Below are 25,830 nucleotides of genomic sequence, written 5' to 3'. Positions count from 1 at the left end.
TACGGACCGCCGCCCGGTTTCCCCTCTGCGGCGTGCGCGGTGGCACGCCTCCTGGCCATCGATGCGCAAACTCTAAAGGTTCGCACACCGCCGTTGAAGTGCCGGGGTGCCCCACCGGGGAAAAGCGGGGAACTCCCGGGGGGTACCGGCGGAAAACCGGGGAACAGCGCCGTTCGTCCGCTTTGCCCGGCCGATGCCGGCCGCTCGGCCCCCCGGCCGCTCGGCCCCCGCCTGCTCGGCTCCCGGCCGCGCTACTTCTCCGCCTCGATCGCGAGAATCCGGTGCAGCCGGGTGGCGACCAGCAGCCGCTGCATCTGCGGGGGCACCCCGCGCAGCACCAGCCGGCGGCCACCGCGACCGGCCCGGCGGTGGGCGCCCATGATCACGCCGAGGCCGGTCGCGTCCCACGAGTCGAGTTCGGTGAGGTCCAGCACCAGGTCGCCCTGCCCCGCGTCGAGCGCGGTGTGCAGGGCGGTACGGGCGTCCGCGGCGCTGCGCACGTCGAGGCGCCCCCCGACGACCAGCTCGGCGTGGTCGCCCCTGATGTGCATAGTCACTCTCCCCGTGCGGTGGTCGGACGACGCCCTGCGCGCGGCGCGAACGCGTCGGTCCGTCAGTCCTCACACAACTGACGGTCCGTTGCATACAGAAGTTGCCAGCTGTGAGCGAACCGATACCGAATTCACTCCTCCGAGTGAATTCCGTTAGTGCGTGTAGAACCCTTGCCCGCTCTTGCGGCCCAGATCACCCGCGTCCACCATCCGCCGCATCGACTCCGGCGGGGCGAACTTCTCGTCCTTGGACTCGCTGTAGACGGTGTCGAAGGCGTGCAGCAGGATGTCCACGCCGGTCAGGTCGGCGGTGGCGAGCGGGCCCATGGCGTGGCCGAAGCCGAGCTTGCACGCGATGTCGATGTCCTCCGCGGAGGCGACCCCGGACTCGTGCAGCCTGACCGCCTCCACCACCAGCGCGGCGATCAGCCGGGTGGTGACGAAGCCCGCCACGTCGCGGTTGACCACGATGCAGGTCTTGCCGACGCCCTCGGCGAACTCCCGGGCCCGGGCGAGCGTCTCGTCGCTGGTCTTGTGGCCGCGGACCAGTTCGCACAGCCCCATGAGCGGCACCGGCGAGAAGAAGTGCGTGCCGACGACGCGTTCGGGGTGCTGCGTGGCCGCGGCGATCTTCGTGATCGGGATCGCGGAGGTGTTGGAGGCGAGCACCGTGTCCTCGCCGACCAGCCGGTCCAGGGTGCGGAAGACGTCCCGCTTGACGTCGACGTCCTCGAACGCGGCCTCCACCACGAAGTCCGCGTCGGCGGCCGCGTCGAGGTCGGTGGTCGTGGTGATCCGGGCGAGCGCCGCCTCGGCGTCGTCCGCGGCCAGCCGGCCCTTCGCCACGAACTTCTCGTAGGACGCGGCGATCGCGCTCCGGCCGCGGGCCAGCGCCTCGTCGGTCACGTCGCGCAGCACCACCTCGTAGCCCGCCTGCGCGGACACCTGCGCGATACCGGCGCCCATCAGTCCTGCTCCGACGACGGCGAGCTTCTTCGGCACGGCACACACCTCTCCGTTGGGGTATCTGGCCGGACCCTAACGCCCCTTCAGCACCCGCCGCAGCACCATGTCGGCCGCGTCACCCTGTGTCCTTGGTCGCACAGTTGACGTCCCGGGACGCCACTGCGACGCCGCCGCGGGCGCGGGCGCGGCACCGTGGGCGGCCGCCCACGGCAGGCCCTACGCTCGTCGGCATGGTCAACCTCACCCGTATCTACACCCGTACCGGCGACGACGGCAGCACAGCGCTCGGCGACATGAGCCGCACCGCCAAGACCGACACCAGGATCGGCGCGTATGCCGACGCCAACGAGGCCAACGCGGTGCTCGGCGTGGCGCTCGCGCTCGGCGACCTGGCCGAGCCGGTGGCCGCCGTCGTGACGCGGGTCCAGAACGAGCTCTTCGACGTGGGCGCGGACCTGGCCACCCCGGTGGTGCCGGACCCGAAGTACCCGCCGCTGCGGGTGGAGCAGCCCTACGTGGACCGGCTGGAGGCCGACTGCGACCGCTTCCTCGCGGGCCTGGACAAGCTGCGCAGCTTCATCCTGCCCGGCGGCACCCCCGGCGCGGCGCTGCTGCACCAGGCCACCACCGTGGTCCGCCGCGCGGAGCGCTCCACGTGGGCGGCGCTGGCGGAGTACGGCGACACGATGAACCCGCTCACCGCGACCTATCTCAACCGGCTCTCGGACCTGCTGTTCATCCTCGCCAGGACCGCCAACGTCGCGCGCGGCGACGTGCTGTGGGTGCCGGGCGGCGACCGCTGAGGGGACGGCGGCCGGGAGCAGGGAAAACCGTCAGGCGACGTTGACCCGCTGGCCGGGCGGGGCCGCCTCCAGCCAGGCGAGGAAGCCGGTCAGCGCGTCGTCGCTCATCGCCAGCTCCAGCGCGGTGCCGCGGTGCACGCAGCACAGCACCACCGCGTCGGACAGCAGCGCCAGTTCCTCGGAGCCCTGCGGCTCGCGGCGGCCGGTGACCTCGATCGCGGGCCGCTCCAGCACCCGGCGCGGCCGCACCGCGTACGAGAAGACCCGGAACCACTCGACCCGGTCACCGCTGTAGCGGGCCACCCCGTAGACCCAGCCCTTGCCGGCCGCGGAGTCGCCCTCGCCGGTCGGAACCGTGCGCAGCGAGCAGTCGAAGGTGCCGCCGGGGCGCTGGATGAGGCGGCGGCGCAGGCCGAAGAGGAAGAGGCCGAGCAGCGCTGCCACCAGGACGGCGCCACCCACTTCGAAAGCGAGGATCACGTCCATCGACCTCCTCGCCTCACCATGGTTGCCGCCCTTGCTGCGTGCGGTGCCGCGGTCCGCCCTTGCGGGCGTTCCGCGGCACCGTGGGTCCTGCCGGGTCCTGCGTGGTCCTGCTTGTGGGTGCTGCTGTGTGGGTCCTGCTGCCGTCGTACTCGGGGTACGCCGTGCGGGACTACGTCGTTCAGTGTGCGCCCGCCGCGGCGGCGAGCCGCACCTCCGCCCGCCGCTCGGCCGCGGCGTCGGACTCGGACTTCGAGCGCTGGAGCGCCCGCTCGGCCCGGTCGACGTCGATCTCCTCGGCGAGTTCGGCGATCTCCGCGAGGACGGAGAGCTTGTTGTCCGCGAACGAGATGAACCCGCCGTGCACGGCGGCGACGACGGTGCCGCCCTCGCTGGTCCTGATGGTGATCGGACCGGACTGGAGCACCCCGAGCACCGGCTCGTGGTTGGCCATGATGCCGATGTCACCCGACTTGGTACGGGCGACGACCAGGTTGGCCTCGCCGGACCAGACGTTGCGGTCCGCGGCGACCAGCTCGACGTGAAGATCGGCCAAGACGGCTCCTCGGGTTGGCACCCACCGCCTGCGGAGGATGCATAGGACACAGAATAAGGGGTGCGACCGGAAGGCCGGTCCGGGGACCCCGTACGGAGTCCCGCGGACCGCCCCCCGGCCGCGTGGGCCTGGCGGCCCGGGTGGTGCGAGGCGTCAGCTCACGCCGAGCTTCTTGGCGTTGGCCTTGAGGTCGTCCAGGCCACCGCACATGAAGAACGCCTGCTCCGGGAAGTGGTCGAACTCACCGTCGGCGATCGCGTTGAACGCCGTGATCGACTCGTCCAGGGACACGTCCGAGCCGTCCACACCGGTGAACTGCTTCGCCGCGTGGGTGTTCTGCGACAGGAAGCGCTCGATCCGGCGGGCCCGGAAGACGGTGAGCTTGTCCTCCTCGCCCAGCTCGTCGATGCCGAGGATGGAGATGATGTCCTGGAGGTCCTTGTACTTCTGCAGGATTCCCTTGACGCGGGAGGCGCACTCGTAGTGCTCCTGCGTGATGTAGCGCGGGTCCAGGATGCGCGAGGTGGAGTCCAGCGGGTCCACCGCGGGGTAGATGCCCTTCTCCGAGATCGGCCGGGAGAGCACGGTCGTCGCGTCGAGGTGCGCGAAGGTCGTGGCCGGGGCCGGGTCGGTCAGGTCGTCCGCGGGGACGTAGATCGCCTGCATCGAGGTGATCGAGTGGCCGCGGGTCGAGGTGATCCGCTCCTGGAGCAGACCCATCTCGTCGGCGAGGTTCGGCTGGTAGCCCACCGCGGAGGGCATCCGGCCGAGCAGCGTGGAGACCTCGGAACCGGCCTGGGTGAACCGGAAGATGTTGTCGATGAAGAACAGCACGTCCTGGTTCTGCACATCGCGGAAGTACTCCGCCATGGTCAGGCCGGCCAGGGCGACGCGCAGCCGGGTGCCCGGCGGCTCGTCCATCTGGCCGAAGACGAGGGCGGTCTGCGGGAGCACGCCGGACTCGGCCATCTCCTCGATCAGGTCGTTGCCCTCACGGGTGCGCTCGCCGACGCCGGCGAAGACGGAAACGCCCTCGTGCAGCTTGGCCACACGCATGATCATTTCCTGGATGAGCACGGTCTTGCCGACGCCCGCGCCGCCGAACAGGCCGATCTTGCCGCCCTTGACGTACGGGGTGAGCAGGTCGACGACCTTCAGGCCGGTCTCGAACATCTCGGTCTTCGACTCGAGGTCGTCGAACTTCGGCGCCTTGCGGTGGATCGCCCAGCGCTCGGTGACCTCGGACTCGGCCTCCGGCTCGTTGAGGATCTGGCCGAGGGTGTTGAAGACGCGGCCCTTGGTGACGTCGCCGACCGGCACGGTGATGCCGTCGCCGGTGTTGGTCACCGGGGCCTGGCGGACCAGGCCGTCGGTGGGCTGCATGGAGATGGCGCGGACCAGGCCGTCGCCCAGGTGCTGCGCGACCTCGAGGGTCAGCGTCTTGGTGGCGCCGTCCGCGGCCGGGTCGATCACGTCGACGTGCAGCGCGTTGTAGATCTCCGGCATGGCGTCGACGGGGAACTCCACGTCGACGACCGGGCCGATGACCCGCGCCACGCGCCCGGTGGCCGTGGTGGTTTCAACAGTGGTGGTCATGTGGTCAGTCACTCCCCGCGCTAGCGTCGGCGAGGGCGCTCGCGCCACCGACGATCTCGCTGATTTCCTGGGTGATGTCGGCCTGTCGGGCCGCGTTGGCAAGCCGCGTGAGCGACTTGATGAGGTCTTCCGCGTTGTCGGTCGCGGACTTCATCGCCCGGCGGCGGGCCGCGTGCTCGGAAGCGGCGGCCTGGAGCAGCGCGTTGTAGATCCGGCTCTCGACGTACCGCGGCAGCAGCGCGTCCAGCACGCCTTCCGCGGACGGCTCGAACTCGAACAGCGGCAGGGCCTCGCCCTTCTTGTGCTGCACGTCGTCGCCGTCGTCGCCGGCCGCGGCGGAGCCCGCCGCGCCGTCGAGGGTCAGCGGCAGCAGCCGCTTGGCCACCGGGTTCTGCGTCATCATCGAGACGAACTCGGTGAAGACGATGTGCAGCTCGTCCACCCCGCCCTCGGCCGTGTCCGTCAGCAGCGCCTCGATCAGGGGCGCCGCGACGGCCTTGGCGTCGGAGTACTGCGGGCTGTCGGAGAAGCCGGTCCAGGACTCCACGACCGGGCGCTCACGGAAGCTGTAGTACGCCACCGCCTTGCGCCCGATGACATAGGACTCCACCGACTTGCCCTGGGCGCTCAGCTGCTCGCCGAGGCGCTCCGCGGCCTTGATCGCGTTGGAGGAGTACCCGCCGGCCAGACCGCGGTCACTGGTCACGACCAGTACCGCGGCCCGGGTCGGGTGCTCCGCCTCGGTGGTCAGCGGGTGCTTGGTGTTGGAGCCGGTCGCGACCGCGGTCACCGCGCGGGTCAGCTCGTCCGCGTACGGGGACGAGGCCGCCACCTGGCGCTGGGCCTTGATGATCCGCGAGGCCGCGATCATCTCCATCGCCTTGGTGATCTTCTTGGTGGCGGAGACGGACCTGATCCGGCGCTTGTAGACCCGAATCTGTGCGCCCATGCGATCAGCCCTCGACCAGCAGCGTGCCCGAGGACGTCTCGAACTGCTTCTTGAAGGCGGCCACCGCGTCGGTCAGTGTCTCCACGGTCTCGTCCGGCAGCTTGCCGGTCTCGACGATCGCGGTCAGCAGCGACTTGTGCTCGCGGTGCAGGTAGTCCAGCAGCTCGCGCTCGAACCGGCGGATGTCCTCCACCGGTACGTCGTCGAGCTTGCCGGTGGTGCCGGCCCAGATCGACACGACCTGGTCCTCGATCGGGAAGGGCGCGTACTGGCCCTGCTTGACCAGTTCCATCATCCGCTGGCCGCGCTCGAGCTGGGCCTTGGAGGCCGCGTCGAGGTCGGAACCGAAGGCGGCGAACGCCTCCAGCTCGCGGAACTGCGCGAGGTCGAGCTTGAGCCGGCCGGAGACCTGCTTCATCGCCTTGATCTGCGCGGAGCCGCCGACGCGGGAGACCGAGATACCGACGTTCAGCGCGGGCCGCTGGCCGGCGTTGAAGAGGTCGGACTCCAGGAAGCACTGGCCGTCGGTGATGGAGATGACGTTGGTCGGGATGAACGCCGACACGTCGTTGGCCTTGGTCTCCACGATCGGCAGACCGGTCATGGAGCCGGCGCCGAGGTCGTCGGAGAGCTTGGCGCAGCGCTCCAGCAGGCGGGAGTGCAGGTAGAACACGTCGCCCGGGTACGCCTCGCGGCCCGGCGGGCGGCGCAGCAGCAGGGAGACCGCGCGGTAGGCGTCGGCCTGCTTCGACAGGTCGTCGAAGACGATCAGGACGTGCTTGCCCTGGTACATCCAGTGCTGGCCGATGGCCGAGCCGGTGTACGGGGCGAGGTACTTGAAGCCGGCCGGGTCGGACGCCGGGGCGGCGACGATCGTGGTGTACTCCAGCGCGCCGGCCTCCTCCAGCGCGGCGCGCACGCCGGCGATGGTGGAGCCCTTCTGGCCGATGGCGACGTAGATGCAGCGGACCTGCTTCTTCGGGTCGCCCGAGCGCCAGTTGTCGCGCTGGTTGATGATCGTGTCGATGGTCAGCGCGGTCTTGCCGGTCTGCCGGTCGCCGATGATCAGCTGGCGCTGGCCGCGGCCGATCGGGGTCATCGCGTCGACGGCCTTGAGGCCGGTCTGCATCGGCTCGTGCACCGACTTGCGCTGCATGACGGTCGGCGCCTGGAGCTCGAGGGCGCGGCGGCCCTCGGTCTCGATCTCGCCGAGGCCGTCGATCGGGTTGCCCAGCGGGTCCACGACCCGGCCGAGGTAGCCCTCACCGACTGCGACGGAGAGCACCTCGCCGGTGCGCTGCACCGGCTGGCCCTCCTCGATGCCGTCGAACTCGCCGAGGATGATCGCACCGATCTCGCGCTCCTCGAGGTTGAGGGCGAGGCCGAGGGTGCCGTCCTCGAACTTCAGCAACTCGTTCGCCATGGCCGAGGGCAGACCCTCGACCTTCGCGATGCCGTCACCGGCAACGCTGACCGTGCCGACCTCCTCGCGCGAGGCGGCGTCCGGCTGGTACGACTGGACGAAAGTATCCAGCGCGTCCCGGATCTCCTCCGGCCGGATCGTGAGCTCCGCCATCTGGGTTCCCTGCTCTCCTTGTTGGGCCCTGTATTCCTCACGGCCCAACTAGGGCCGCCTTCATGCTTGTTGCGTTGGTGGCTGTCAGCCGGCCATGCGGCGGGCGGCTTCGTCGAGCCGGTCCGCGATGGAGCCGTTGATGACCTCGTCGCCGACGCGGACCCGCACCCCGCCGAGGACCGAGGGGTCCACGTCCAGGTTCAGGTGCACCGGGCGGCCGTAGATCCGGGACAGCGCGTCTGCGAGCCGCTGCTTCTGCCGGTCACTGAGCGGAACGGCCGAGACCACTTCCGCCACCGTCCGGCCCCGGCGGGCCGCTGCCAGCTTGGACAGGGATTCGATCCCGCCCTCCAGGCTACGTCCTCGCGGCGCGGTGACCAGTCGTACGACCAGCCGTTCCGTGACCGGGTTGGCGCGGCCGCCGAGCAGGGTGCTCAGCAGCGTGCCCTTGGCCTCCGGGCCGGCGGCGCGGTCGGACAGCGCGGCGCGCAGCTCGGGGCTGCCCGCGGCGATCCGGCCGAACCGGAAGAGCTCGTCCTCGACGTCGTCCAGCGCGCCACCGCGCTGGGCGGCGATCAGGTCGGCGCTGTCGGCCAGCTCCTCCAGGGCGTCCACCAGGTCGCGCGAGCGCGACCAGCGGGACCTGACCATGCCGGCCACCAGGTCGAGCGCTTCACCGCCGAGCTGGGTGCCGAGCAGCCGGCGGACCAGGCCCGCCTTGGCCTCACCGGTCTGGGCCGGGTCGGTCAGCGCGCGGCGCAGCCCGCTCTCGCGGTCGAGCAGCGTGGTGACCGCGGCCAGTTCGCCGGCGAGCGCGGCCGGGTCGACCGACGTGCTGTCGGTCAACGCGTCCAGTCGCTCGCGTGCGGCGGCCAGCGCTTCGCGGCTCGCGCCATTCATCGTGCCGCCCCGGCCTCTGCGCCGTTGCCGGCCGCGCTCTGCTCAAGGCTGTCCAGGAAGCGGTCGACCACGCGGGACTGGCGGGCGGAGTCCTCCAGGGACTCGCCGACCACCCGGCCGGCCAGGTCGGTCGCGATCTTGCCGACCTCCTGCCGGAGGCTGACCGTCACCTGGCGGCGGTCCGCCTCGATCTGGGCGTGACCGGCCGCGATGATGGCGTCGCGCTGCCGCGAGCCTTCCTCGCGCATCTCCGCGATGATCTGCGCGCCCTGCTCGCGGGCCTGCTCGGTGATCCGGGCCGCCTCGTGACGGGCCTCGGCGAGCTGGGCCTTGTACTCCTCGAGCGTGCGATTGGCGTCGGCCTGGGCCTTCTCCGCCCGCTCCAGGCCACCCTCGATCGCGTCGTGCCGCTCGGCCAGGGTCTTCTGGATGTTCGGCAGCAGCTTCTTCCCGAGGATGCCGAAGACGATGAAGAAGCAGAGCAGGCCGACGATCAGTTCCGCGGTGTCCGGGATCAGCGGGTTCTGCTGCCCCTCCTCCGCAAGGAAGGTGAACATGTCTGAACCTTTCGTCGAGTGGCTACTGGTCGGGAGCCCAGGTCACTTCTGGAAGATGAAGGGGACGACCAGGCCGAGCAGTGCGAGGACCTCGCAGAGCGCGAAGCCGAGGAACATGTTGGTGCGGATGACCGGCATGGCCTCGGGCTGGCGGGCCATGGCCTCGATCGAGTGGCCGAAGACCAGACCGATGCCCACGCCCGGGCCGATGGCGGCGAGGCCGTAGGCGACCGCGCCCAGGCGGCCGGCGGTGGTGGCGGCGGCGAGGTTAACGAGCTCGGCAGACATTTCCCTGTCTTCCTTTGTGATGCGGTCCGTTGGGGGGCTTCCCAGCGGAAGTTTCGGTGGAGGGGCTCGTGGCGCGGGTCAGTGACCCTCTTCGAGCGCTCCCTGGATGTAGATCGAGGCGAGCAGCGTGAAGATGTACGCCTGGAGGAACTGGATCAGCACCTCGAGCGTGGTCATCAGGAGCGCGATGATGAAGGACGCTCCGGACACCGCCGTGAACAGCGACGGCGTCAGCAGATACCAGCTCGCCACGCTGAACATCACGATCAGCATGTGGCCGGCGAACATGTTGGCCCACAGCCGCACCGCGAGGGTGAACGGCCGGAGGATGACGTTGGAGAAGAACTCCAGCACCACGATGAGCGGCACCAGCGGCCAGGGCAGGCCGTCGATCCAGACGAGGTTCTTGATGCCGCCGCGGAAACCGTTGGTCTTGAACGTCAGGTACATGTAGGTGATGAACACCAGGGCGGCCAGGCCCACCGGGAACGCGAACCGCGAGGTGGCGGGGAACTGCGCGACCGGGATGATCGACATGATGTTCATGAGCCACACGAAGAAGAAGATCGACGTGAGGAAGGGGACGTACTTGTCGCCCTTCTTGCCGATCACTTCGCGGGCGATGCTGCGGGCCACGAACGTGTAGCCGATCTCACCGACCAGCTGGAGCTTCCCCGGTACGAGCTTCGGCTTGCGGAACGCAGCCCAGAAGAAGCCCACCACCAGCAGCATGCAGATGATCGCGAGCAGCATCGGCTTGGTGAAGTCGAAGCTGCCGATGCTGAAGATCGGCTTGAAGTCGAACGAGTTGAGGCCCGGAGCGGGGAATGCGCAACCGTGCTGGATATGGCATCCAGCTTCAGCGAGCAGCGTGTGGGCACTCACCCGTGACTCCTTCGTCGTGACGCATAAGTAACGGCAACCTTGTGTGTCAGCGCGGCTGGTGGGGCCGCTGTTCGGCACTGCGGGTAGGGCGTGGCGAAGCCCGCCCGGTCCGCTGAGAGCCCGCATCGCGTCGCGGGCATCCGTCGTCCGTGCCGCCGATGCGGTTCCGGTTCCGAATACACCGCAGGGCGCGGGGGCTTGACCCTCTGCATGTGCGAGGGGCCCTCACGTCCGGATGCGACTCCGGACGATAGCAGACCTGGATGAAGGCCCCTTACCCTCCCCTTACGTAGCATCGCGCGACCCCGTCCCGACCGCGTCCGCCTCCTGCTTCCGGGCGGCGGGGACCGAGGGTTCGGGATCGACGTAGAGCATCCGGCTGGTGAGCGTCTGCTTGATCTGGCCGCCCACCCAGGCGAGCGCGGTGACCAGCAGGGTCAGGCCGAAGGCGCGGCCGTTGAAGGCGCTGGTGTCCTTGAAGACGACGATGAAGACGCCGATCAGCAGGATCTGCACGGCGTAGACCAGCATGCCCGCGGACATCGCCACCTGCGGCCGGTTCTCGGTGATCCGCATCAGCGCCCAGGAGCCGGCCGCGAAGAAGACCGCCACGACGGCGACTGCCACCACACCGCCGACCAGGCCCTTCTCGCCTGCGACGAGGGCACTGACCACGGTGGCGACCACTCCGACGGGCCCGGCCACGAGGGCGGAGCCCCGGAGAATCCGGGCGTCGTTGGGCTGCATGGGGCGGCTCCTCCGGCGGGAGTTGGGGCGAGCGGGTGTCGTCGGAGACGAGCGAGGGCGAGGCGGAAAGGAAGCGCGGGTGTGCCTCTCGCCGGAAGACCGTGTCTCTCAAGGTCTTTCGGCGTGTCCCTGCTTTCGTGAACGCTATCACAAAGTTTTTGATGCGGTCTTTACCATGAAGATGTGCTGCCTGTCACACGCAGGAGGTAGCGACACGCCGCCCCATTTACCGGAGTTGTCCCCCACTCGGAAAAGGCCTTTTCACTGTCCGCGGTCGGACGCTCACGACCTCGCCGCCGTTTCACCGGCCGCTGTTCGCGGTCGGCGCGGGGCTGGGCGCGGAGTTGGCGGTCCCGGTCTGTGCGGCGGTGGAGCGCTCCGGCATGCGCGGCCGGTCGCCGACCGCGGTCGAGCCGTGCAGCGCCGGCCGGTCCGGGCCGTTCATCTCCCGCTCGGCCGCGGCCGCGGCGGCCGCCAGCCGGCGGCGCCGGCGGCGGTAGCGCGGCGGCACCACGGACTCCGCCCAGCGCGGCGCGTGCGGCCGGAAGGCCGGCAGCAGCAGCACCACCAGGCCGATCCCGCTGAGCGCCACGATCACCAGCACGATCCACAGGCTGGAGGAGCTGACCGAGAACGCCACCGCGGAGAAGGCGAACAGCGCCGCCCAGAAGTACATGATCAGCACCGCGCGGCTGTGGGTGTGCCCCAACTCCAGCAGCCGGTGGTGCAGGTGGCCGCGGTCGGCGGCGAACGGGGACTGGCCGCGCCAGGTCCGGCGCACCACCGCGAGCACCAGGTCCGCGGCCGGGATCGCGATCATCGTCAGCGGCAGCAGCAGCGGCATGTAGACCGGCACCATGAAGTGCACGGTCTGCCGGGTGGACCCGGTGAAGTCGGTGATGGCGTCCGGGTCGACCTGGCCGGTGATCGAGATCGCGCCCGAGGCCAGCACCAGGCCGATCAGCATCGACCCGGAGTCGCCCATGAAGATCCGCGCCGGGTGGATGTTGTGCGGCAGGAAGCCCAGGCACATGCCGATCAGGATCGCCGAGAAGAGCGTCGCGGGCGCGGCCTGCTCGATGCCGTAGCCGTACCACATGCGGTAGGCGTACATGAAGAACGCGATCGAGGCGATGCACACCATGCCGGACGCGAGGCCGTCGAGGCCGTCGACGAAGTTGACCGCGTTGATGGTGATCACCACCAGCGCGACGGTGAGCAGCGTGGACTGGACCGGGGTGAAGATGATGGTGCCGAAGCCCGGCACCGGCAGCCACAGGATGGCCAGGCCCTGGAAGACCATCACGCCCGCGGCGATCATCTGCACGCCGAGCTTGATCAGCGCGTCCACGCCCCACTTGTCGTCGAGCACGCCCAGCAGCCAGATCAGTCCGGCGCCGGAGAGCAGCGCCCGCGGCTCGCTGGAGAGTTTGAAGACCGCGGAGAGGTTGTTGAGGTGGGCGGCGACCAGCAGCCCCGCGCACAGCCCGCCGAACATCGCGATACCGCCCAGCCGCGGAATCGGCTCCTTGTGCACGTCCCGGTCGCGGATCGGGGGCATCGCGCCCGCCGCGATCGCGAACTTCCGCACCGGGCCGGTCAGCAGATAGGTGACGGCCGCGGAGACGCACAGGGTCAGCAGGTACTCGCGCACAGGCAGCCTCCGACGTATTCGGGGGTGCGGCGGGCACGCGCACACGTCCGGGGGATCTTCACAGCGTCACACCCTAGTGGTGGCCGGGCCGGGACCGCGAACACCTACCCAGACTCACAGGGGGCCCGGAGGGTTCCCGGGCACCGGTAGCGGGCAGGTAACAAAGTCGCGCTCGCCATGGCGGCCGCCGAAACCGCAGGTCGGCGGCGGGTGCGCGCAATGCGCCCGGCGGCGGCGGGCGCACGGGGCCGCCGCGGAGCGACCAAGATCACGTTCAGGACGCAGCACGGCGGCGGTCAGGTCACGGCCGCCGGGCCGCCCGTGCAGGGGCGTGCGGGCGTCTCCCGCGGCCGGGCGGCGGGGCGTGCGGCCGCGGGCTCAGACCCGGGCCGGAATCCCGGTGAGCGCGGTCACGACCGGGTCCAGGGCGTCCTGGATCTCGTCGCCGATGCTGCGGAAGTACGTGATCGGGGCGCCGTACGGGTCGTGGACCTCGTCGGCGTCCGGGCTGGGCGCCAGCAGCCAGCCGCGCAGCGCGGCCGCGGCACGCACCAGCGCGCGGGCCCGCTCGGTGACGCTGCCGTCGGGCAGGGTGGCCGGGTCTATCGCCCGCACCAGCCGGGTGAACTCCTTGAGCGTGAAGGTGCGCAGGCCCGCCGCGTGGCCCATCGAGATGACCTGGGCGCGGTGGTCGCGGGTGGCGGTGAGCACCAGGTCGGCGTCGATGACATGGTCGTCGAGCAGTTCGCGGCCGGTGAAGTCCGCGGTGTCCGCGCCGTGTTCGGCGAGGACGGCCGCGGCGTGCAGCTCCATCGGGGCGCCTTCGTGGCCCCAGGTGCCGGCGGACTCCACCAGGATGGCGTCCGCGTCGGCGCCCAGCCGCTGGGCGAGGCCGTGCCGCATCAGCCGCTCGGCCATCGGGGAGCGGCAGACGTTGCCGGTGCACACGTGCAGTACGCGCAGCACATCGTGGGGGGCGTGGACGGGGAGGCCGGCTCCCCCGATCGCGGTCGGTGAAGCGGTGAGTCCTCGTATGGCACGCCCGTTGGGCGCGGTCAACGGCGCTCCTGGAGGTCGGGGGCGACCTTGCGCAGTTCCTCGGCGCTGATCGCGCCCGCCCGCAGCAGCACCGGGACCTTGCCGGTGACGTCGACGATCGAGGAGGGCACGGCGGCGGGCGTCGGGCCGGCGTCGAGGTAGACGGCCACGGAGTCGCCGAGCATGCCCTGGGCGGCGTCGCAGTCCTGCGGGGAGGGCATGCCGCTGAGGTTGGCGCTGGAGACGGCCATCGGGCCGGTCTCGGTGAGCAGTTCGATGGCGACCGGGTGCAGGGGCATGCGGACGGCGACGGTGCCGCGGGTCTCGCCCAGGTCCCACTGGAGCGACGGCTGGTGCCTGGTGACGAGGGTCAGGGCGCCCGGCCAGAAGGCGTCGACGAGTTCCCAGGCCTGCTCGGAGAAGTCGGTGACGATGCCGTGCAGGGTGTTCGGGGAGGCGACCAGGACCGGGGAGGGCATGCTGCGGCCGCGGCCCTTGGCCTCCAGCAGGTCGCCGACGGCGTCCTTGTCGAAGGCGTCGGCGCCGATGCCGTAGACGGTGTCGGTCGGCAGCACCACGAGTTCGCCGCGCTTGACCGCCGAGGTGGCCTCGCGCAGCCCCGTGACCCGGTCGGTCGCGTCCGCGCAGTCGTATCGCCGTGCCATCTTTGTCTCCCTGCGTAGTGGTCTGTCGTCCTGCCGAGGCAGGGCCCGGGTCATCAGGGCATCGCCTTGCGGGCCGTGGTGAAGCGCGGCCGGTTGTTCAGGTCCGGGTGGTCGGCCGCGTCCGCCCAGCCGGCGTCCTCCTTGAAGATCCACGGCACCTGGCCGCCCTGGGAGTCGGCGTGCTCGACGACGACCACGCCGCCGGGCCGCAGCAGGCGGTGGGCGGCGCGTTCGATGCCGCGGATGGTGTCCAGGCCGTCCTCGCCGGAGAACAGGGCGAGTTCGGGGTCGTGGTCGCGGGCCTCGGGGGCGACGTACTCCCACTCGGTGAGCGGGATGTAGGGCGGGTTGGAGATCACCAGGTCGACCTGGCCGTTGAGTTCGGGGAACGCGGCCAGCGCGTCGCCGTGCCGCAGGTCGACCTTGCTGCCGGCGACGTTCTTGCGGGCCCACTCCAGGGCCTGTTCGGACAGCTCCACCGCGTGCACCCGGGAGCGGGGCACCTCCTGGGCCAGTGCGAGGGCGATCGCGCCGGAGCCGGTGCACAGGTCGACGATGAGCGGCTCGGCGACGTCCATGGCCCGGACGGCGTCTATCGCCCAGCCGACCACCGACTCCGTCTCCGGGCGGGGCACGAACACCCCGGGCCCGACCTGGAGTTCCAGGTAGCGGAAGAAGGCGCGGCCGGTGATGTGCTGGAGCGGTTCGCGGGCCTCGCGGCGGGCGACGGCCTCCCAGTAGCGCGCGTCGAAGTCGGCGTCGGCCACGGTGTGCAGCTCGCCGCGCTTGATGCCGTGTACGTAGGCGGCCAGTTCCTCGGCGTCGAAGCGGGGCGAGGGCACGCCCGCGTCGGCCAGGCGCTGGGCGGCCTGGGCCACCTCGGCGAGCAGCAGGTTCACGTGGGGCCCCTTCTCAGCTGCCGTCGCCGGCGGCGGCCAGCTTCGCGGCGGAGTCGGCGTCGACACACGCCTGGATCATCGCGTCGAGGTCGCCGTCGAGCACCTGGTCCAGGTTGTACGCCTTGAAGCCGACGCGGTGGTCGGAGATCCGGTTCTCCGGAAAGTTGTACGTCCGGATGCGCTCGGAGCGGTCGACGGTGCGGACCTGGCTGCGGCGGGCGTCGGACGCCTCGCGCTCGGCCTCCTCCTGGGCGGCGGCCAGCAGCCGGGAGCGCAGGATGCGCATCGCCGACTCCTTGTTCTGCAGCTGGCTCTTCTCGTTCTGGCAGGAGACCACCAGGCCGGTGGGGAGGTGGGTGATGCGGACCGCGGAGTCGGTGGTGTTGACCGACTGGCCGCCGGGGCCGGAGGAGCGGTAGACGTCGATCCGCAGGTCGTTGGGGCCGATCTCGACCTCGACCTCCTCGGCCTCCGGGGTGACCAGCACGCCGGCGGCAGAGGTGTGGATACGGCCCTGCGACTCGGTGGCGGGCACGCGCTGCACGCGGTGCACCCCGCCTTCGTACTTCAGGCGGGCCCAGACGCCCTGGCCGGGCTCATGGGTGCTCTTGGCCTTCACGGCGACCTGGACGTCCTTGTAGCCGCCGAGGTCGGAGGCGTTGGCGTCGAGGATCTCGGTCTTCCAGCCGACCCGCTCGGCGTACCGCAGGTACATCCGCAGCAGGTCGCCGGCGAACAGCGCGGACTCCTCGCCGCCCTCGCCGGCCTTGACCTCCAGGATGACGTCCTTGTCGTCGCTGGGGTCGCGCGGCACCAGCAGCAGCCGCAGCCGGTCGGTCAGCTCCTCGCGCTGCTTGTCCAGCTCCTTGACCTCGGCGGCGAACTCCGGTTCTTCCGCGGCCAGTTCGCGGGCGGTCTCGGCGTCCTCGCCGGCCTGCCGCCAGGAGCGGTAGGTGGCGATGATGGGGGTGAGTTCCGCGTACCGCTTGTTGAGGCGGCGGGCGTTGGCCTGGTCGGTGTGGACCGCGGGGTCGGCAAGCTGCTTTTCGAGGTCGGCATGTTCGCCGATCAGTTCCTCGACCGCCTCGAACATCATGGCTTCCTGGAGGAGTAGGTACTGCCTGGGACCGGGGCGCCTGGGACGCGGCGCCGCCGGCTTCGGACGCGGGGCAGGACGACAAAGCGCCGGTCCGGTCGCCCTGGGCGGGGCGACCGGAGACCGGCGCTGGTCGGGCCGCTACTTCTTGGCGGACCCGGCGTTCTTGCCGAAGCGGGCCTCGAAGCGGGCCACGCGGCCGCCGGTGTCGAGGATCTTCTGCTTGCCCGTGTAGAACGGGTGGCACTCGGAGCACACGTCCGCACGGATCTGGCCGCTGGTCTCGGTGCTGCGGGTGGTGAAAGAGGCGCCGCAGGTGCAGGTGACCTGGGTCTCTACGTACTCGGGGTGGATCTCGCGCTTCACGGGTGCTCCTAGGTTCGGGAGGGCGCCGGGTCGCTCCTGCGGGTTTGCGTGAGCGTGAACCGGGACCAGCGGACCAGTCTGCCAGGACTGGCCGCAGCTACCAAAACCAGCTCCGGGCCCGAATCATTCCCGGGATGTCCGCCCAGGTCAGCGCGGTGCGGACGAGGAGCTGCCGACCACCTTGCCGGCCTTCTCCCGCTCGGCGACCGAGCCCTTGGTGGCGTCGGCGGGGATCGGCTTGTCGGCGCGCAGCGCGGCCCACACCCGCGCGGCCTGGGCCTGGATCGGCTCGACCCGGTTGTGGTCGGCGGGGTCGTAGCGGACCGGCAGCGTCACCATGTGCACATGGTCCGGTCGCAGGTGCTGCACGCTCTGGGCGAGCCCCATCAGCTTGTTCACCGAGCCCAGGCCGGTGTCGGTGGTGACCGCCTTGGTGGCGGTGTCGGCGACGGAGAACAGCTTCTCCGGGTTGGTGAACAGCCCCAGGCCGCCGACCCGGTGGATCAGCGCCTTGATGAACGCCTGCTGGAGCTGGATACGGCCCAGGTCGCTGCCGTCGGCGACGCCGTGCCGGGTGCGGACCAGGCCGAGCGCCTGGTCGCCGTCGAGGGTGTGGGAGCCGGCCGCCAGGCTCAGGTGGCTCTTGTCGTCGTGGATGGCCTTCGTGGTGGTCAGCGGCACCCCGCCCAGCGCGTTGACGAGGTTCTTGAAGCCGGTGAAGTCGACCTCGATGTAGTGGTCCATCCGCAGCCCGGTGAGCTGCTCGACGGTCTTGACCGCGCAGGCGGGGCCGCCGGTCTCGTAGGCGCTGTTGAACATGACCTGCTGCTGGGCGGGCTCGGCGGCGCCCTTGGCCCCGGTGCACGCGGGGCGGTCGACGAGGGTGTCACGCGGGATGCTCACCACGCTCGCCGTGCGGTGGCCCTTGGCCAGGTGCACGACCATCGCGGTGTCCGAGCGGGCGGTGCCGCTGTCGTGGCCGTACACGCGGTTCGCGCCGGAGCGGGAGTCCGAGCCGAGCACCAGGATGTCCATCGAGCCGTTGCCGAGCTTGGCCGGGCGGTGGGTGCCCAGCGCGCCGTCGATGTCCACGCTGTGGATGTTGGCGTTGAACCGGTGGTAGAGGTAGCCGGCGCCGCCCGCGCCCAGCAGCACCACCCCGGACACGGCCCACGCGGTCGCGTGCAGGGCCCTCCGGCGGCGCCTGCGGCCCTCTCCGGCCCCACTGGGGCTGGAGCCGGTCCGCGGCTGCTGTGCGTCCGGCATGGGCAGCACCTCGGCTTCCTGCGTCCTCGACGAGCCGGTCCCCCGGACCTTCCATCGTGCGCCCCCGGGGCCGGGTGCCGCCATCCGAGCGCCGGGCCACTCCACCGGCACAACGCAGGACCGCCCGCGTATCCCCAGGTCAACGGGGTTACGCGGGCGGTTCGGCCGATTACGGCGACATGCGCCGCCGGCGACGGTCAGTCGTTGTTCTGGCCAGGGGTGGTCTTGGCGATCTGCATCAGGAACTCGGCGTTGGACTTGGTCTGCTTCATCTTGTCCAGCAGCAGCTCGATCGCCTGCTGCGAGTCGAGCGCGTGCAGCACCCGGCGCAGCTTCCAGACGATCGCCAACTCCTCGCGGTCCAGGAGGATCTCCTCCTTGCGGGTGCCGGACGGGTCGACGTCCACCGCGGGGAAGATGCGCTTGTCGGCGAGCTTCCGGTCGAGCTTGAGCTCCATGTTGCCGGTGCCCTTGAACTCCTCGAAGATCACCTCGTCCATCCGCGAGCCGGTCTCGACCAGCGCGGTGGCCAGGATGGTCAGCGAGCCGCCGTCCTCGATGTTGCGCGCGGCGCCGAAGAAGCGCTTCGGCGGGTAGAGCGCGGTCGAGTCGACACCGCCGGACAGGATGCGGCCGGAGGCGGGCGCGGCCAGGTTGTAGGCGCGGCCCAGGCGGGTGATGGAGTCGAGCAGCACCACCACGTCGTGGCCCAGCTCCACCAGGCGCTTGGCGCGCTCGATGGCGAGCTCGGCGACGGTGGTGTGGTCCTCGGCGGGCCGGTCGAAGGTCGAGGAGATGACCTCGCCCTTCACCGAGCGCTGCATGTCGGTGACCTCTTCGGGCCGCTCGTCGACGAGGACGACCATCAGGTGGCACTCGGGGTTGTTGGTGGTGATCGCGTTGGCGATCGCCTGCATGATCATCGTCTTGCCGGTCTTGGGCGGGGCGACGATCAGACCGCGCTGGCCCTTGCCGATCGGCGAGACCAGGTCGATGATCCGGGTGGTCAGCACGCCCGGGTCGGTCTCCAGCCGGAGCCGGTCCTGCGGGTACAGCGGGGTGAGCTTGTTGAACTCCGGACGGCCGCGGCCGGAGTCGGCGCCCATGCCGTTCGCGGAGTCCAGGCGGACCAGCGCGTTGAACTTCTCGCGCCGCTCGCCGTCCTTGGGCTGGCGCACCGCGCCGGTGACGTGGTCGCCCTTGCGCAGGCCGTTCTTGCGGACCTGGGCGAGCGAGACGTACACGTCGTTCGGCCCCGGCAGGTAGCCGGAGGTGCGGATGAACGCGTAGTTGTCGAGGATGTCGAGGATGCCCGCGACGGGGATCAGCACGTCGTCCTCGGCGACCTGCGGCTCACCGGCGCCGAACTCGTCCCGGCCCCGGCCGCGGCCGCGGCGGTCGCGGTAGCGGCCCCGGCGCCGGCCGCGGCCCTCGCCGAACTCGTCGTCCTCCTGCTGGCCCTGCTGGTGCTGGCCGCCGCCCTGGTGCTGCTGGCCGCCGCCGCCCTGCTGGCGCTCCCGGCGGCTCTGGCCGCCGCCCTGCTGGCCCTCGCCGCCGTCCTCGCCGCGGTTGCGCTGGCGGTCGCGCTGCCGCTCACGGCGGTCCCGGGGGCCGCGCTGGCGGTCCTGGCGGTCGTCCGCGCCGCCCTGGTGCCTGGTGTCGCCGCCCTTGGCCTCCCGGCCCTCGGCGGTGTCGGCGACGGCCTCGGCGGCCTTGTCGGCGCCGCTGTCGGCCGGTGCCGCCTGCGCCCCCTGCGACTTCTCGCCGGCCGCGGCGGCGGCCTTCGCCTTCTCACCGGCCGGCTGGCCGGGGATCTCGATCTGCTGCTGCTTCGCCTTCTCCGGCTCCTTCACGGCCGGTGCGGCGGCCGCCGGGGCCTCGGCGGCCTTGTCCGCCTGCTCCAGGCGGGCGCGCGAGGTGGCGCGGCGCTTGGGCTTCTCGGCCGGCGCGCCGGCCGCGGGGGCCGCCTTGTCGGCCGCGGCGCCGCCGCCGGCCTGGCGCTCCTTGATCGTCTCGATGAGCTGGCCCTTGCGCATCCGCGCGGTGCCCTTGATGCCGAGACCTGCGGCGACCTGCTGGAGTTCGGCCAGGACCATGCCCTCCAGGCCGGTCCCGGACCGACGGCGCCGGGCGGCCGTGGCAGCACCGGAGGCAGGCGCGTCGGCTTCGGACGCGGCGACAGTGTTGTCTGCGCGCACGCCCATCAGATCGGTGGTGTCGCTCACGAAGGGTCCTTCCCTGGAGCGGGCGTCGGCCTGTCTGGCTCGGCGACCGGTCGTGCTGTCCGGGTCTTCGCGTTCCCGCTGCTTCGACCCGGGGCGGTGGTCTGCCTGATGACGGCAGAAATACATGAATGCTCTCGGCACGGAGAGAACTCGTACCGAATCCGGAGCGTGCTCGGCACGTCCCGCAGAGGCTGTCCGGCCGACCCGGACTGGCTGCCTATACGGGGTGGGAGGCTCCCGGAAGAAGTGCGGTCCCACTGCGGGGACACAGCCCATCGCGCCCAAAGGGCGGCGAATGCTGGCTTGAGGTTAACACTACCCGGTCCAACAGATATTCCCCCTCTCTTCGACCGGCAATCGTGTCACTGCCCACCTGCGAGCGGCAGGACACTCGCCCCGGCGGCGTCCAGCGCCAGGCGGTTGGCCGCCCAGCCGTCCCCGGCGAGCCGGGACACCTTGTCCGCGGCCCCCTCGTCGGTCAGGGCCAGTACGGTCGGCCCGGCACCCGACACGACAGCAGGGACGCCATCGGCCCGCAGACGGTTCACCAGCGCCAGGGTCTCCGGCATCGCCGGGCCCCGGTACTCCTGGTGCAGCCGGTCCTCGGTGGCCGGCAGCAGCAGCTCGGGGCGCCTGGTCAGCGCCTCGACCAGCAGCGCGGCCCGGCCCGCGTTCGCCGCGGCGTCCACGTGCGGCACGGTACGGGGCAGCAGCCCGCGCGCGGTCTCGGTGAGCACCGGCACCGCCGGCACGAAGACCACCGGGACCAGCGAGGCGGCCGGCTCCATCCGGACCGCCCGCGCGGCCCCGTTCTCGGTCCAGGCCAGCGTGAAGCCGCCCATCAGGCACGCCGCCACGTTGTCGGGGTGCCCTTCGATCTCGGTGGCCAGCTCCAGCAGGGCGGTGTCGCCGAGCCCCGCCGGGCCGCCTATCGTCACCGCGCGGGCGGCCATGATGCCCGCGCAGATCGCGGCCGACGACGAGCCCAGGCCGCGGCCGTGCGGGATGCGGTTGGCACACACCACCTCCAGGCCGCGCGGCTGGCCGCCGAGCAGGTCGAAGGCGGTGCGCAGGCTGCGCACGACCAGGTGCTTCTCGTCGCGGGCCAGGGTGTCCGCGCCCTCACCGGCGATGTCCACGTGCAGACCGGAGTCGGCTACGCGGACCACCACGTCGTCGTACAGCCCCAGGGCCAGGCCGAACGCGTCGAAGCCAGGGCCGAGGTTCGCGCTGGTCGCGGGGACGCGCACTCTTACTGCGGCGGCGCGGAACGCAGGACCGGCCATCGTTCGACGAATCTCCTTGGTGCGTACGCCCTGCGGGCGTGGCTCCGTTGCCATGCGGCAAGGCGGGAAATGGCGATGCGGCGGCATCAGCCGGAACCGGGCGCGATTGCGCCGCTGGGGTAAGCCTATCGAAACAAGGTTCCCCCGCGACATAGGGCGCACGGACCGCGCGTGATGCGTGTCGCCGCGGCGGTGTGCGCCCCTTACGGGGGTGGCTGCTGGGAAAAGGGGTGCGCGGGAGGGGCGCGGGGAGCACACGGCTCCCCGCGCCCCTCCGCAAGGGGTTCAGGCCAGGCCGAGTTGCGTGGCGGCGGCGTCCGCGTCGACGGGGACCGTGATGGGCTGCGGGGCGCCGGCGACGGCCCAGTCCGGGTCCTTGAGCCCGTTGCCGGTGACCGTGCAGACGATGCGCTGGCCGGGGTCGACGCGCCCCTCGTCAGCGGCCTTGAGCAGCCCGGCGACGGAGGCGGCGGAGGCGGGCTCCACGAAGACGCCCTCACGGCCGGCCAGCAGCCGGTAGGCGGACAGGATCTGACGGTCGGTCACCGCTTCGATGAGCCCGCCGGACTCGTCGCGGGCGGCCTCGGCGAACTGCCAGGACGCCGGGTTGCCGATCCGGATGGCGGTGGCGATGGTCTGCGGCTCGCGCACCGGCGCGCCGTTGACGATCGGCGCCGAGCCGGCCGCCTGGAAGCCCCACATCCGCGGGGTGCGGGTGGCCAGGCCGTCGGCGGCGTACTCGCGGTACCCCTTCCAGTACGCGGTGATGTTGCCCGCGTTGCCCACCGGCAGCACGTGGATGTCGGGCGCGTCGCCGAGCGCGTCCACGATCTCGAACGCGGCGGTCTTCTGCCCCTCGATCCGCACCGGGTTCACCGAGTTGACCAGGGCGACCGGGTACTTCTCGCTCAGGCCGCGGGCCAGGTCCAGGCAGTCGTCGAAGTTGCCGTCGACCTGGAGGATGCGGCTGCCGTGCACCAGCGCCTGGCCCATCTTGCCCAGCGCGATCTTGCCCTGCGGCACCAGCACCGCGCAGACCATGCCGGCGCGGACCGCGTACGCCGCCGCCGACGCCGAGGTGTTGCCGGTGGAGGCGCAGATGACCGCCTGGGCGCCGGCCTCCTTCGCCTTGGTGATCGCCATGGTCATGCCGCGGTCCTTGAAGGACCCGGTGGGGTTGGCCCCCTCGACCTTGAGCCGGACGTCGCACCCGGTGCGCTCGGACAGCACCTGGGCCGGCACCAGCGGCGTGCCGCCCTCCAGCAGCGAGACCACCGGCGTGTCCGCGCCCACCGGCAGGCGGTCGCGGTACTCCTCGATGATGCCCCGCCACTGGTGGGTGCCGGACATTCGGCGCTGCTCGACCTTGACGTTCATAACGGTGCTACTCCCCTTCAACGCGCATGATGCTGGCCACGCCGCGTACGGTGTCGAGTTCCCGCAGAGCCGCGACGGTCGCCGACAGCGCGGCGTCGGTCGCGCGGTGGGTGACGACGACGAGCGAAGCCTCGCCGCCCGCGCGCTGCCCGCCACTGCTCTGCTCGACCGCGGCGTCGTCGCCGCTGCCTTGGTTCCTGCCCTGCTGCCGCACCGTGCCGATGGACACTTCGTGCCGGGCGAACACCGTCGCGACCTGAGCCAGGACACCCGGTTTGTCCGCCACGTCGAGGCTGATGTGGTAACGGGTGACCACATCGCCCATGGGGCTGACCGGCAGCCGCGTGTACGCGGACTCGCCTGCTCCGATGGTAGCCGCGAGCTTGTTGCGGCAGGCCGTCACCAGGTCGCCGAGGACGGCGGAGGCGGTGGGAGCGCCGCCCGCGCCGGGCCCGTAGAACATCAGCCGGCCGGCCGCCTCCGCCTCGACGAAGACGGCGTTGTACGCCTCGCGGACCGAGGCGAGGGGGTGGCTGAGCGGGATCATCGCCGGGTGCACCCGGGCGGTGACCGAGCGGCCGTCGGCGCTGCGCTCGCAGATCGCGAGCATCTTGACCGTGCAGCCCATCTTGCGCGCGGAGGCGATGTCGGCGGCGGTCACCTCGGTGAGGCCCTCGCGGTGCACGTCGTCGATGGTGACGCGGGTGTGGAAGGCGATCCCGGCCAGGATCGCCGCCTTCGCGGCGGCGTCGAAGCCCTCCACGTCGGCGGTCGGGTCGGCCTCCGCGTAGCCGAGCGCGGTGGCCTCGTCCAGCGCCTCGCTGTAGCCGGCGCCGGTGGAGTCCATCTTGTCGAGGATGAAGTTGGTGGTGCCGTTGACGATGCCCAGCACCCGGTTGACCCGGTCCCCCGCCAGCGACTCGCGCAGCGGCCGGATCAGCGGGATCGCCCCGGCCACCGCGGCCTCGTAGTACAGGTCGACGCCGTGCTCGACGGCCTTGGCGTGCAGGTTCGCGCCGTCGGCGGCCAGCAGCGCCTTGTTCGCCGACACCACCGAGGCGCCGTGCTCGAACGCGGTGGTGATCAGGGTGCGGACCGGCTCGATGCCGCCGATCACCTCCACCACCACGTCGATGTCGCCGCGCTTGACCAGCGCGGTGGCGTCGGTGGTCAGCAGCTCGGCGGGCACCCCGGCGCGCACCTTGTTCGGGCGGCGGACGGCGATCCCGGCCAGCTCGATCGGCGCCCCGATCCGCGCGGCGAGGTCGTCCGCCTGCGTCGTGATGATGCGCGTGACCTCGGAGCCGACCACACCGCACCCCAGCAGCGCCACCTTCAGCGGACGCGTACGCATCATCCGACCTCGTCTCTCGTCACACGTGTCTGGCTCGTCGAACGGGGCCGGGCCCCGCCCCCGCCGGCCCGCTCGCGCGGGGTGCGGAGGGCGCCCGCACCTCGTTGAAAGGACCAGTCTCACGCACCGAACGGGAGAAACCACGCCCTGTCCGGATCGCGAGACCCGCCGTACGCCCCATGAGATCTTCCGCCCCCGCGCGGGCGGAGCCGGACGAATTCGGGGAGCGCGCCGAACCGCACGCGCAACCCTCCGCCGGTGAACGGTCCCGGAAGCGGCGCCGCCCACCGGCGGAAGCGGGCCTCAGCCCACGTCGAGCGCGAGCAGGTCCTCCTCCGTCTCGCGCCGCACGATCACCCGGGCCTCGCCGTCGGCGACCGCGACCACCGGCGGCCGCAGCGCGTGGTTGTAGTTGCTGGCCATCGCCCGGCAGTACGCGCCCGTCGCGGGCACCGCCAGCAGGTCCCCCGGCGCGAGGTCGGCCGGCAGGAACGCGTCCTTGACCACGATGTCGCCGCTCTCGCAGTGCTTGCCGACCACCCGCGACAGCATCGGCTCGGCGTCGCTGGCCCGCGAGACCAGCGCCACGCTGTACTCGGCGTCGTACAGCGCGGTACGGATGTTGTCGGACATGCCGCCGTCGACACTGACGTACGTCCGCAGGCCGTCGAGCGGCTTGACGGTGCCCACCTCGTACAGCGTGAAGGCGGTCGGGCCCACGATCGCCCGCCCGGGCTCGACGGACAGCCGCGGCGGGGTCAGCCGCGCCGCGTCGCACTCGCGGGCGACGATCTCGCCGAGCGCCTTCGCGATCTCGTGCGGCTCGCGCGGGTCGTCCTCCGGGGTGTAGGCGATGCCCAGGCCCCCGCCGAGGTCGATCTCGGGCAGTTCCACGCCGTGCTCGTCGCGCACCTCGGCGAGCAGCGAGACCACCCGGCGGGCGGCGACCTCGAACCCGGCCATGTCGAAGATCTGCGAGCCGATGTGGCTGTGGATGCCGGCCAGCTCCAGGCTGTCGAGCTGGAGCACCCGGCGGACGGCCTCGGCGGCCTGCCCGTCGGCCAGGCCGATGCCGAACTTCTGGTCCTCGTGCGCGGTGGCGATGAACTCGTGGGTGTGCGCCTCGACCCCGACGGTCACCCGGATCTGCACCCGCTGCCGGCGGCCCTGCCGGGTGGCCTCGGCGGCGACCCGGGCGATCTCCTGGAAGGAGTCCAGCACGATCCGGCCGACGCCCTCGCGCACCGCCCGCTCGATCTCGGCGGCGCTCTTGTTGTTGCCGTGCAGCGCGATCCGCTCGGCGGGCATCCCGGCGTCCAGGGCGACCGCCAGTTCGGTGCCCGAGCAGACGTCGAGGTTCATGCCCTCCTCGTACAGCCACCGCACCACCGCCCGGGACAGGAACGCCTTCCCGGCGTAGAACACGTCGGCCTCGTGCCCGAAGGCGGCGCGCCAGGCGCGGCAGCGGGCCCGGAAGTCGGCCTCGTCCAGGAAGTAGGCGGGGGTGCCGAACTCGGCGGCGAGGTCGCGTACGTCCAGGCCGGCGATCTCCGCGGCGCCGTCGCCGTTGCGGGTGACGGTGCGCGACCAGATCCGCGGGTCGAGGGCGTTGAGGTCGGCGGGCGGGCCGGCGTAGTGCCCTTCGGGCAGGACATCGGCGTGGCGGGGGCCGGCGGGGTGTGCGGAACGGCTCACTTGGGGCTTCCTCGGGGCGGTCGTGGTCCGGGCGGGGCAGGGCCCGGGCGGT

Annotated in this window: 25 protein-coding genes; 1 reads left to right on the top strand and 24 read right to left on the bottom strand. The window is 71.5% G+C overall.

Annotated elements, in window-relative coordinates:
* Nucleotides 1-251: 251 nt before the first annotated feature.
* On the bottom strand, nucleotides 252-551 hold the full coding sequence (locus tag AC3EVP_RS12230) for an STAS domain-containing protein (protein WP_335974715.1): 300 nt from the start codon (nucleotides 549-551) through the stop codon (nucleotides 252-254).
* 153 nt (nucleotides 552-704) lie between these two features.
* Entirely contained in the window at nucleotides 705-1,553 is an 849-nt protein-coding gene (locus AC3EVP_RS12225) for a 3-hydroxyacyl-CoA dehydrogenase family protein (protein ID WP_435129149.1), read from the bottom strand.
* Between the two features lie 194 nt (nucleotides 1,554-1,747).
* On the opposite strand from AC3EVP_RS12225, the gene AC3EVP_RS12220 reads away from it, so the two are divergent.
* Nucleotides 1,748-2,320, top strand: coding sequence for a cob(I)yrinic acid a,c-diamide adenosyltransferase (locus AC3EVP_RS12220; protein ID WP_335974726.1), 573 nt, complete (start codon nucleotides 1,748-1,750; stop codon nucleotides 2,318-2,320).
* A 30-nt stretch (nucleotides 2,321-2,350) separates the two neighbouring features.
* Here AC3EVP_RS12220 and AC3EVP_RS12215 read toward each other — a convergent pair whose 3' ends face one another.
* The 22 genes from AC3EVP_RS12215 to lysA form a co-directional block, all read right to left on the bottom strand.
* On the bottom strand, nucleotides 2,351-2,800 hold the full coding sequence (locus AC3EVP_RS12215; RefSeq protein ID WP_435129423.1) for a DUF2550 domain-containing protein: 450 nt from the start codon (nucleotides 2,798-2,800) through the stop codon (nucleotides 2,351-2,353).
* A 184-nt stretch (nucleotides 2,801-2,984) separates the two neighbouring features.
* A complete protein-coding gene (locus tag AC3EVP_RS12210) occupies nucleotides 2,985-3,359 on the bottom strand; it encodes a F0F1 ATP synthase subunit epsilon (protein WP_335974732.1) in 375 nt (124 codons plus the stop codon).
* 153 nt (nucleotides 3,360-3,512) lie between these two features.
* The gene (gene atpD / locus AC3EVP_RS12205; protein WP_335974734.1) at nucleotides 3,513-4,955 is read right to left on the bottom strand and encodes a F0F1 ATP synthase subunit beta; all 1,443 of its coding nucleotides are present in this window, start codon (nucleotides 4,953-4,955) and stop codon (nucleotides 3,513-3,515) included.
* A gap of 4 nt (nucleotides 4,956-4,959) precedes the next feature.
* Nucleotides 4,960-5,904 carry a F0F1 ATP synthase subunit gamma gene (locus AC3EVP_RS12200; protein ID WP_435129144.1) on the bottom strand — a complete coding sequence of 315 codons (945 nt, stop codon included), beginning with the start codon at nucleotides 5,902-5,904 and terminating at the stop codon, nucleotides 4,960-4,962.
* 4 nt (nucleotides 5,905-5,908) lie between these two features.
* Nucleotides 5,909-7,480 carry a F0F1 ATP synthase subunit alpha gene (gene atpA, locus AC3EVP_RS12195; protein WP_335974741.1) on the bottom strand — a complete coding sequence of 524 codons (1,572 nt, stop codon included), beginning with the start codon at nucleotides 7,478-7,480 and terminating at the stop codon, nucleotides 5,909-5,911.
* An 84-nt stretch (nucleotides 7,481-7,564) separates the two neighbouring features.
* Nucleotides 7,565-8,380 carry a F0F1 ATP synthase subunit delta gene (locus tag AC3EVP_RS12190; RefSeq protein ID WP_335974745.1) on the bottom strand — a complete coding sequence of 272 codons (816 nt, stop codon included), beginning with the start codon at nucleotides 8,378-8,380 and terminating at the stop codon, nucleotides 7,565-7,567.
* Nucleotides 8,377-8,937: a F0F1 ATP synthase subunit B gene (locus AC3EVP_RS12185; protein ID WP_435129139.1), complete on the bottom strand. Its 561-nt coding sequence runs from the start codon at nucleotides 8,935-8,937 to the stop codon at nucleotides 8,377-8,379. Before AC3EVP_RS12185 ends, AC3EVP_RS12190 begins: the two co-directional genes overlap by 4 nt.
* Nucleotides 8,938-8,979: 42 nt before the next feature.
* Nucleotides 8,980-9,225 (bottom strand): ATP synthase F0 subunit C, encoded by a 246-nt coding sequence (gene atpE, locus AC3EVP_RS12180; protein ID WP_037913419.1) that lies wholly within the window; start codon nucleotides 9,223-9,225, stop codon nucleotides 8,980-8,982.
* Nucleotides 9,226-9,303: 78 nt separating this feature from the next.
* Entirely contained in the window at nucleotides 9,304-10,110 is an 807-nt protein-coding gene (gene atpB, locus AC3EVP_RS12175) for a F0F1 ATP synthase subunit A (protein ID WP_435129135.1), read from the bottom strand.
* Nucleotides 10,111-10,395: 285 nt separating this feature from the next.
* Complete coding sequence (locus AC3EVP_RS12170) at nucleotides 10,396-10,857, bottom strand: Cg1360 family ATP-synthase-associated protein (protein WP_335974757.1); 462 nt, start codon at nucleotides 10,855-10,857, stop codon at nucleotides 10,396-10,398.
* 301 nt (nucleotides 10,858-11,158) lie between these two features.
* A complete protein-coding gene (locus AC3EVP_RS12165) occupies nucleotides 11,159-12,511 on the bottom strand; it encodes an MraY family glycosyltransferase (RefSeq protein WP_435129131.1) in 1,353 nt (450 codons plus the stop codon).
* Between the two features lie 378 nt (nucleotides 12,512-12,889).
* Nucleotides 12,890-13,570 (bottom strand): arsenate reductase/protein-tyrosine-phosphatase family protein, encoded by a 681-nt coding sequence (locus tag AC3EVP_RS12160; RefSeq protein WP_435129128.1) that lies wholly within the window; start codon nucleotides 13,568-13,570, stop codon nucleotides 12,890-12,892.
* Nucleotides 13,567-14,214: an L-threonylcarbamoyladenylate synthase gene (locus tag AC3EVP_RS12155; RefSeq protein ID WP_335974763.1), complete on the bottom strand. Its 648-nt coding sequence runs from the start codon at nucleotides 14,212-14,214 to the stop codon at nucleotides 13,567-13,569. The genes AC3EVP_RS12160 and AC3EVP_RS12155 overlap by 4 nt, the downstream gene beginning before the upstream one ends.
* 53 nt (nucleotides 14,215-14,267) lie before the next feature.
* Entirely contained in the window at nucleotides 14,268-15,113 is an 846-nt protein-coding gene (prmC, locus tag AC3EVP_RS12150; protein ID WP_335974766.1) for a peptide chain release factor N(5)-glutamine methyltransferase, read from the bottom strand.
* A gap of 13 nt (nucleotides 15,114-15,126) precedes the next feature.
* Nucleotides 15,127-16,206 carry a peptide chain release factor 1 gene (gene prfA / locus AC3EVP_RS12145; protein WP_335975252.1) on the bottom strand — a complete coding sequence of 360 codons (1,080 nt, stop codon included), beginning with the start codon at nucleotides 16,204-16,206 and terminating at the stop codon, nucleotides 15,127-15,129.
* 144 nt (nucleotides 16,207-16,350) lie between these two features.
* A complete protein-coding gene (gene rpmE / locus AC3EVP_RS12140) occupies nucleotides 16,351-16,575 on the bottom strand; it encodes a 50S ribosomal protein L31 (RefSeq protein WP_202236258.1) in 225 nt (74 codons plus the stop codon).
* A 147-nt stretch (nucleotides 16,576-16,722) separates the two neighbouring features.
* On the bottom strand, nucleotides 16,723-17,841 hold the full coding sequence (locus AC3EVP_RS12135; protein ID WP_435129123.1) for an LCP family protein: 1,119 nt from the start codon (nucleotides 17,839-17,841) through the stop codon (nucleotides 16,723-16,725).
* Between the two features lie 197 nt (nucleotides 17,842-18,038).
* Nucleotides 18,039-20,066 carry a transcription termination factor Rho gene (gene rho, locus AC3EVP_RS12130; protein ID WP_435129120.1) on the bottom strand — a complete coding sequence of 676 codons (2,028 nt, stop codon included), beginning with the start codon at nucleotides 20,064-20,066 and terminating at the stop codon, nucleotides 18,039-18,041.
* 362 nt (nucleotides 20,067-20,428) lie between these two features.
* Nucleotides 20,429-21,352 carry a homoserine kinase gene (thrB, locus tag AC3EVP_RS12125; protein ID WP_335974779.1) on the bottom strand — a complete coding sequence of 308 codons (924 nt, stop codon included), beginning with the start codon at nucleotides 21,350-21,352 and terminating at the stop codon, nucleotides 20,429-20,431.
* A gap of 285 nt (nucleotides 21,353-21,637) precedes the next feature.
* A complete protein-coding gene (thrC, locus tag AC3EVP_RS12120; protein WP_335975255.1) occupies nucleotides 21,638-22,702 on the bottom strand; it encodes a threonine synthase in 1,065 nt (354 codons plus the stop codon).
* Nucleotides 22,703-22,736: 34 nt separating this feature from the next.
* Nucleotides 22,737-24,086, bottom strand: a complete 1,350-nt coding sequence (locus AC3EVP_RS12115; protein WP_335974783.1) for a homoserine dehydrogenase — start codon at nucleotides 24,084-24,086, stop codon at nucleotides 22,737-22,739.
* Nucleotides 24,087-24,386: 300 nt separating this feature from the next.
* Nucleotides 24,387-25,778, bottom strand: a complete 1,392-nt coding sequence (lysA, locus tag AC3EVP_RS12110; RefSeq protein ID WP_335974787.1) for a diaminopimelate decarboxylase — start codon at nucleotides 25,776-25,778, stop codon at nucleotides 24,387-24,389.
* Nucleotides 25,779-25,830: the final 52 nt, after the last annotated feature.

This window comes from Actinacidiphila sp. bgisy144 (assembly GCF_057708105.1).
The sequence above is the reverse complement of the archived record's forward strand: the minus strand, read 5'-3'. Positions and strand labels throughout refer to the sequence as shown.

Coding starts and splice junctions, on each gene's coding strand:
- AC3EVP_RS12230 (WP_335974715.1), bottom strand. CDS start 551: ATGCACATCAGGGGCGACCACGCCGAGCTGGTCGTCGGGGGGCGCCTC.
- AC3EVP_RS12115 (WP_335974783.1), bottom strand. CDS start 24,086: ATGATGCGTACGCGTCCGCTGAAGGTGGCGCTGCTGGGGTGCGGTGTG.
- atpA (WP_335974741.1), bottom strand. CDS start 7,480: ATGGCGGAGCTCACGATCCGGCCGGAGGAGATCCGGGACGCGCTGGAT.
- AC3EVP_RS12190 (WP_335974745.1), bottom strand. CDS start 8,380: ATGAATGGCGCGAGCCGCGAAGCGCTGGCCGCCGCACGCGAGCGACTG.
- AC3EVP_RS12220 (WP_335974726.1), top strand. CDS start 1,748: ATGGTCAACCTCACCCGTATCTACACCCGTACCGGCGACGACGGCAGC.
- atpD (WP_335974734.1), bottom strand. CDS start 4,955: ATGACCACCACTGTTGAAACCACCACGGCCACCGGGCGCGTGGCGCGG.
- AC3EVP_RS12155 (WP_335974763.1), bottom strand. CDS start 14,214: ATGGCACGGCGATACGACTGCGCGGACGCGACCGACCGGGTCACGGGG.
- AC3EVP_RS12135 (WP_435129123.1), bottom strand. CDS start 17,841: ATGCCGGACGCACAGCAGCCGCGGACCGGCTCCAGCCCCAGTGGGGCC.
- AC3EVP_RS12170 (WP_335974757.1), bottom strand. CDS start 10,857: ATGCAGCCCAACGACGCCCGGATTCTCCGGGGCTCCGCCCTCGTGGCC.
- thrC (WP_335975255.1), bottom strand. CDS start 22,702: ATGTCCGGCACCCACCAGTGGCGGGGCATCATCGAGGAGTACCGCGAC.
- atpE (WP_037913419.1), bottom strand. CDS start 9,225: ATGTCTGCCGAGCTCGTTAACCTCGCCGCCGCCACCACCGCCGGCCGC.
- prfA (WP_335975252.1), bottom strand. CDS start 16,206: ATGTTCGAGGCGGTCGAGGAACTGATCGGCGAACATGCCGACCTCGAA.
- thrB (WP_335974779.1), bottom strand. CDS start 21,352: ATGGCCGGTCCTGCGTTCCGCGCCGCCGCAGTAAGAGTGCGCGTCCCC.
- AC3EVP_RS12185 (WP_435129139.1), bottom strand. CDS start 8,937: ATGTTCACCTTCCTTGCGGAGGAGGGGCAGCAGAACCCGCTGATCCCG.
- AC3EVP_RS12200 (WP_435129144.1), bottom strand. CDS start 5,904: ATGGGCGCACAGATTCGGGTCTACAAGCGCCGGATCAGGTCCGTCTCC.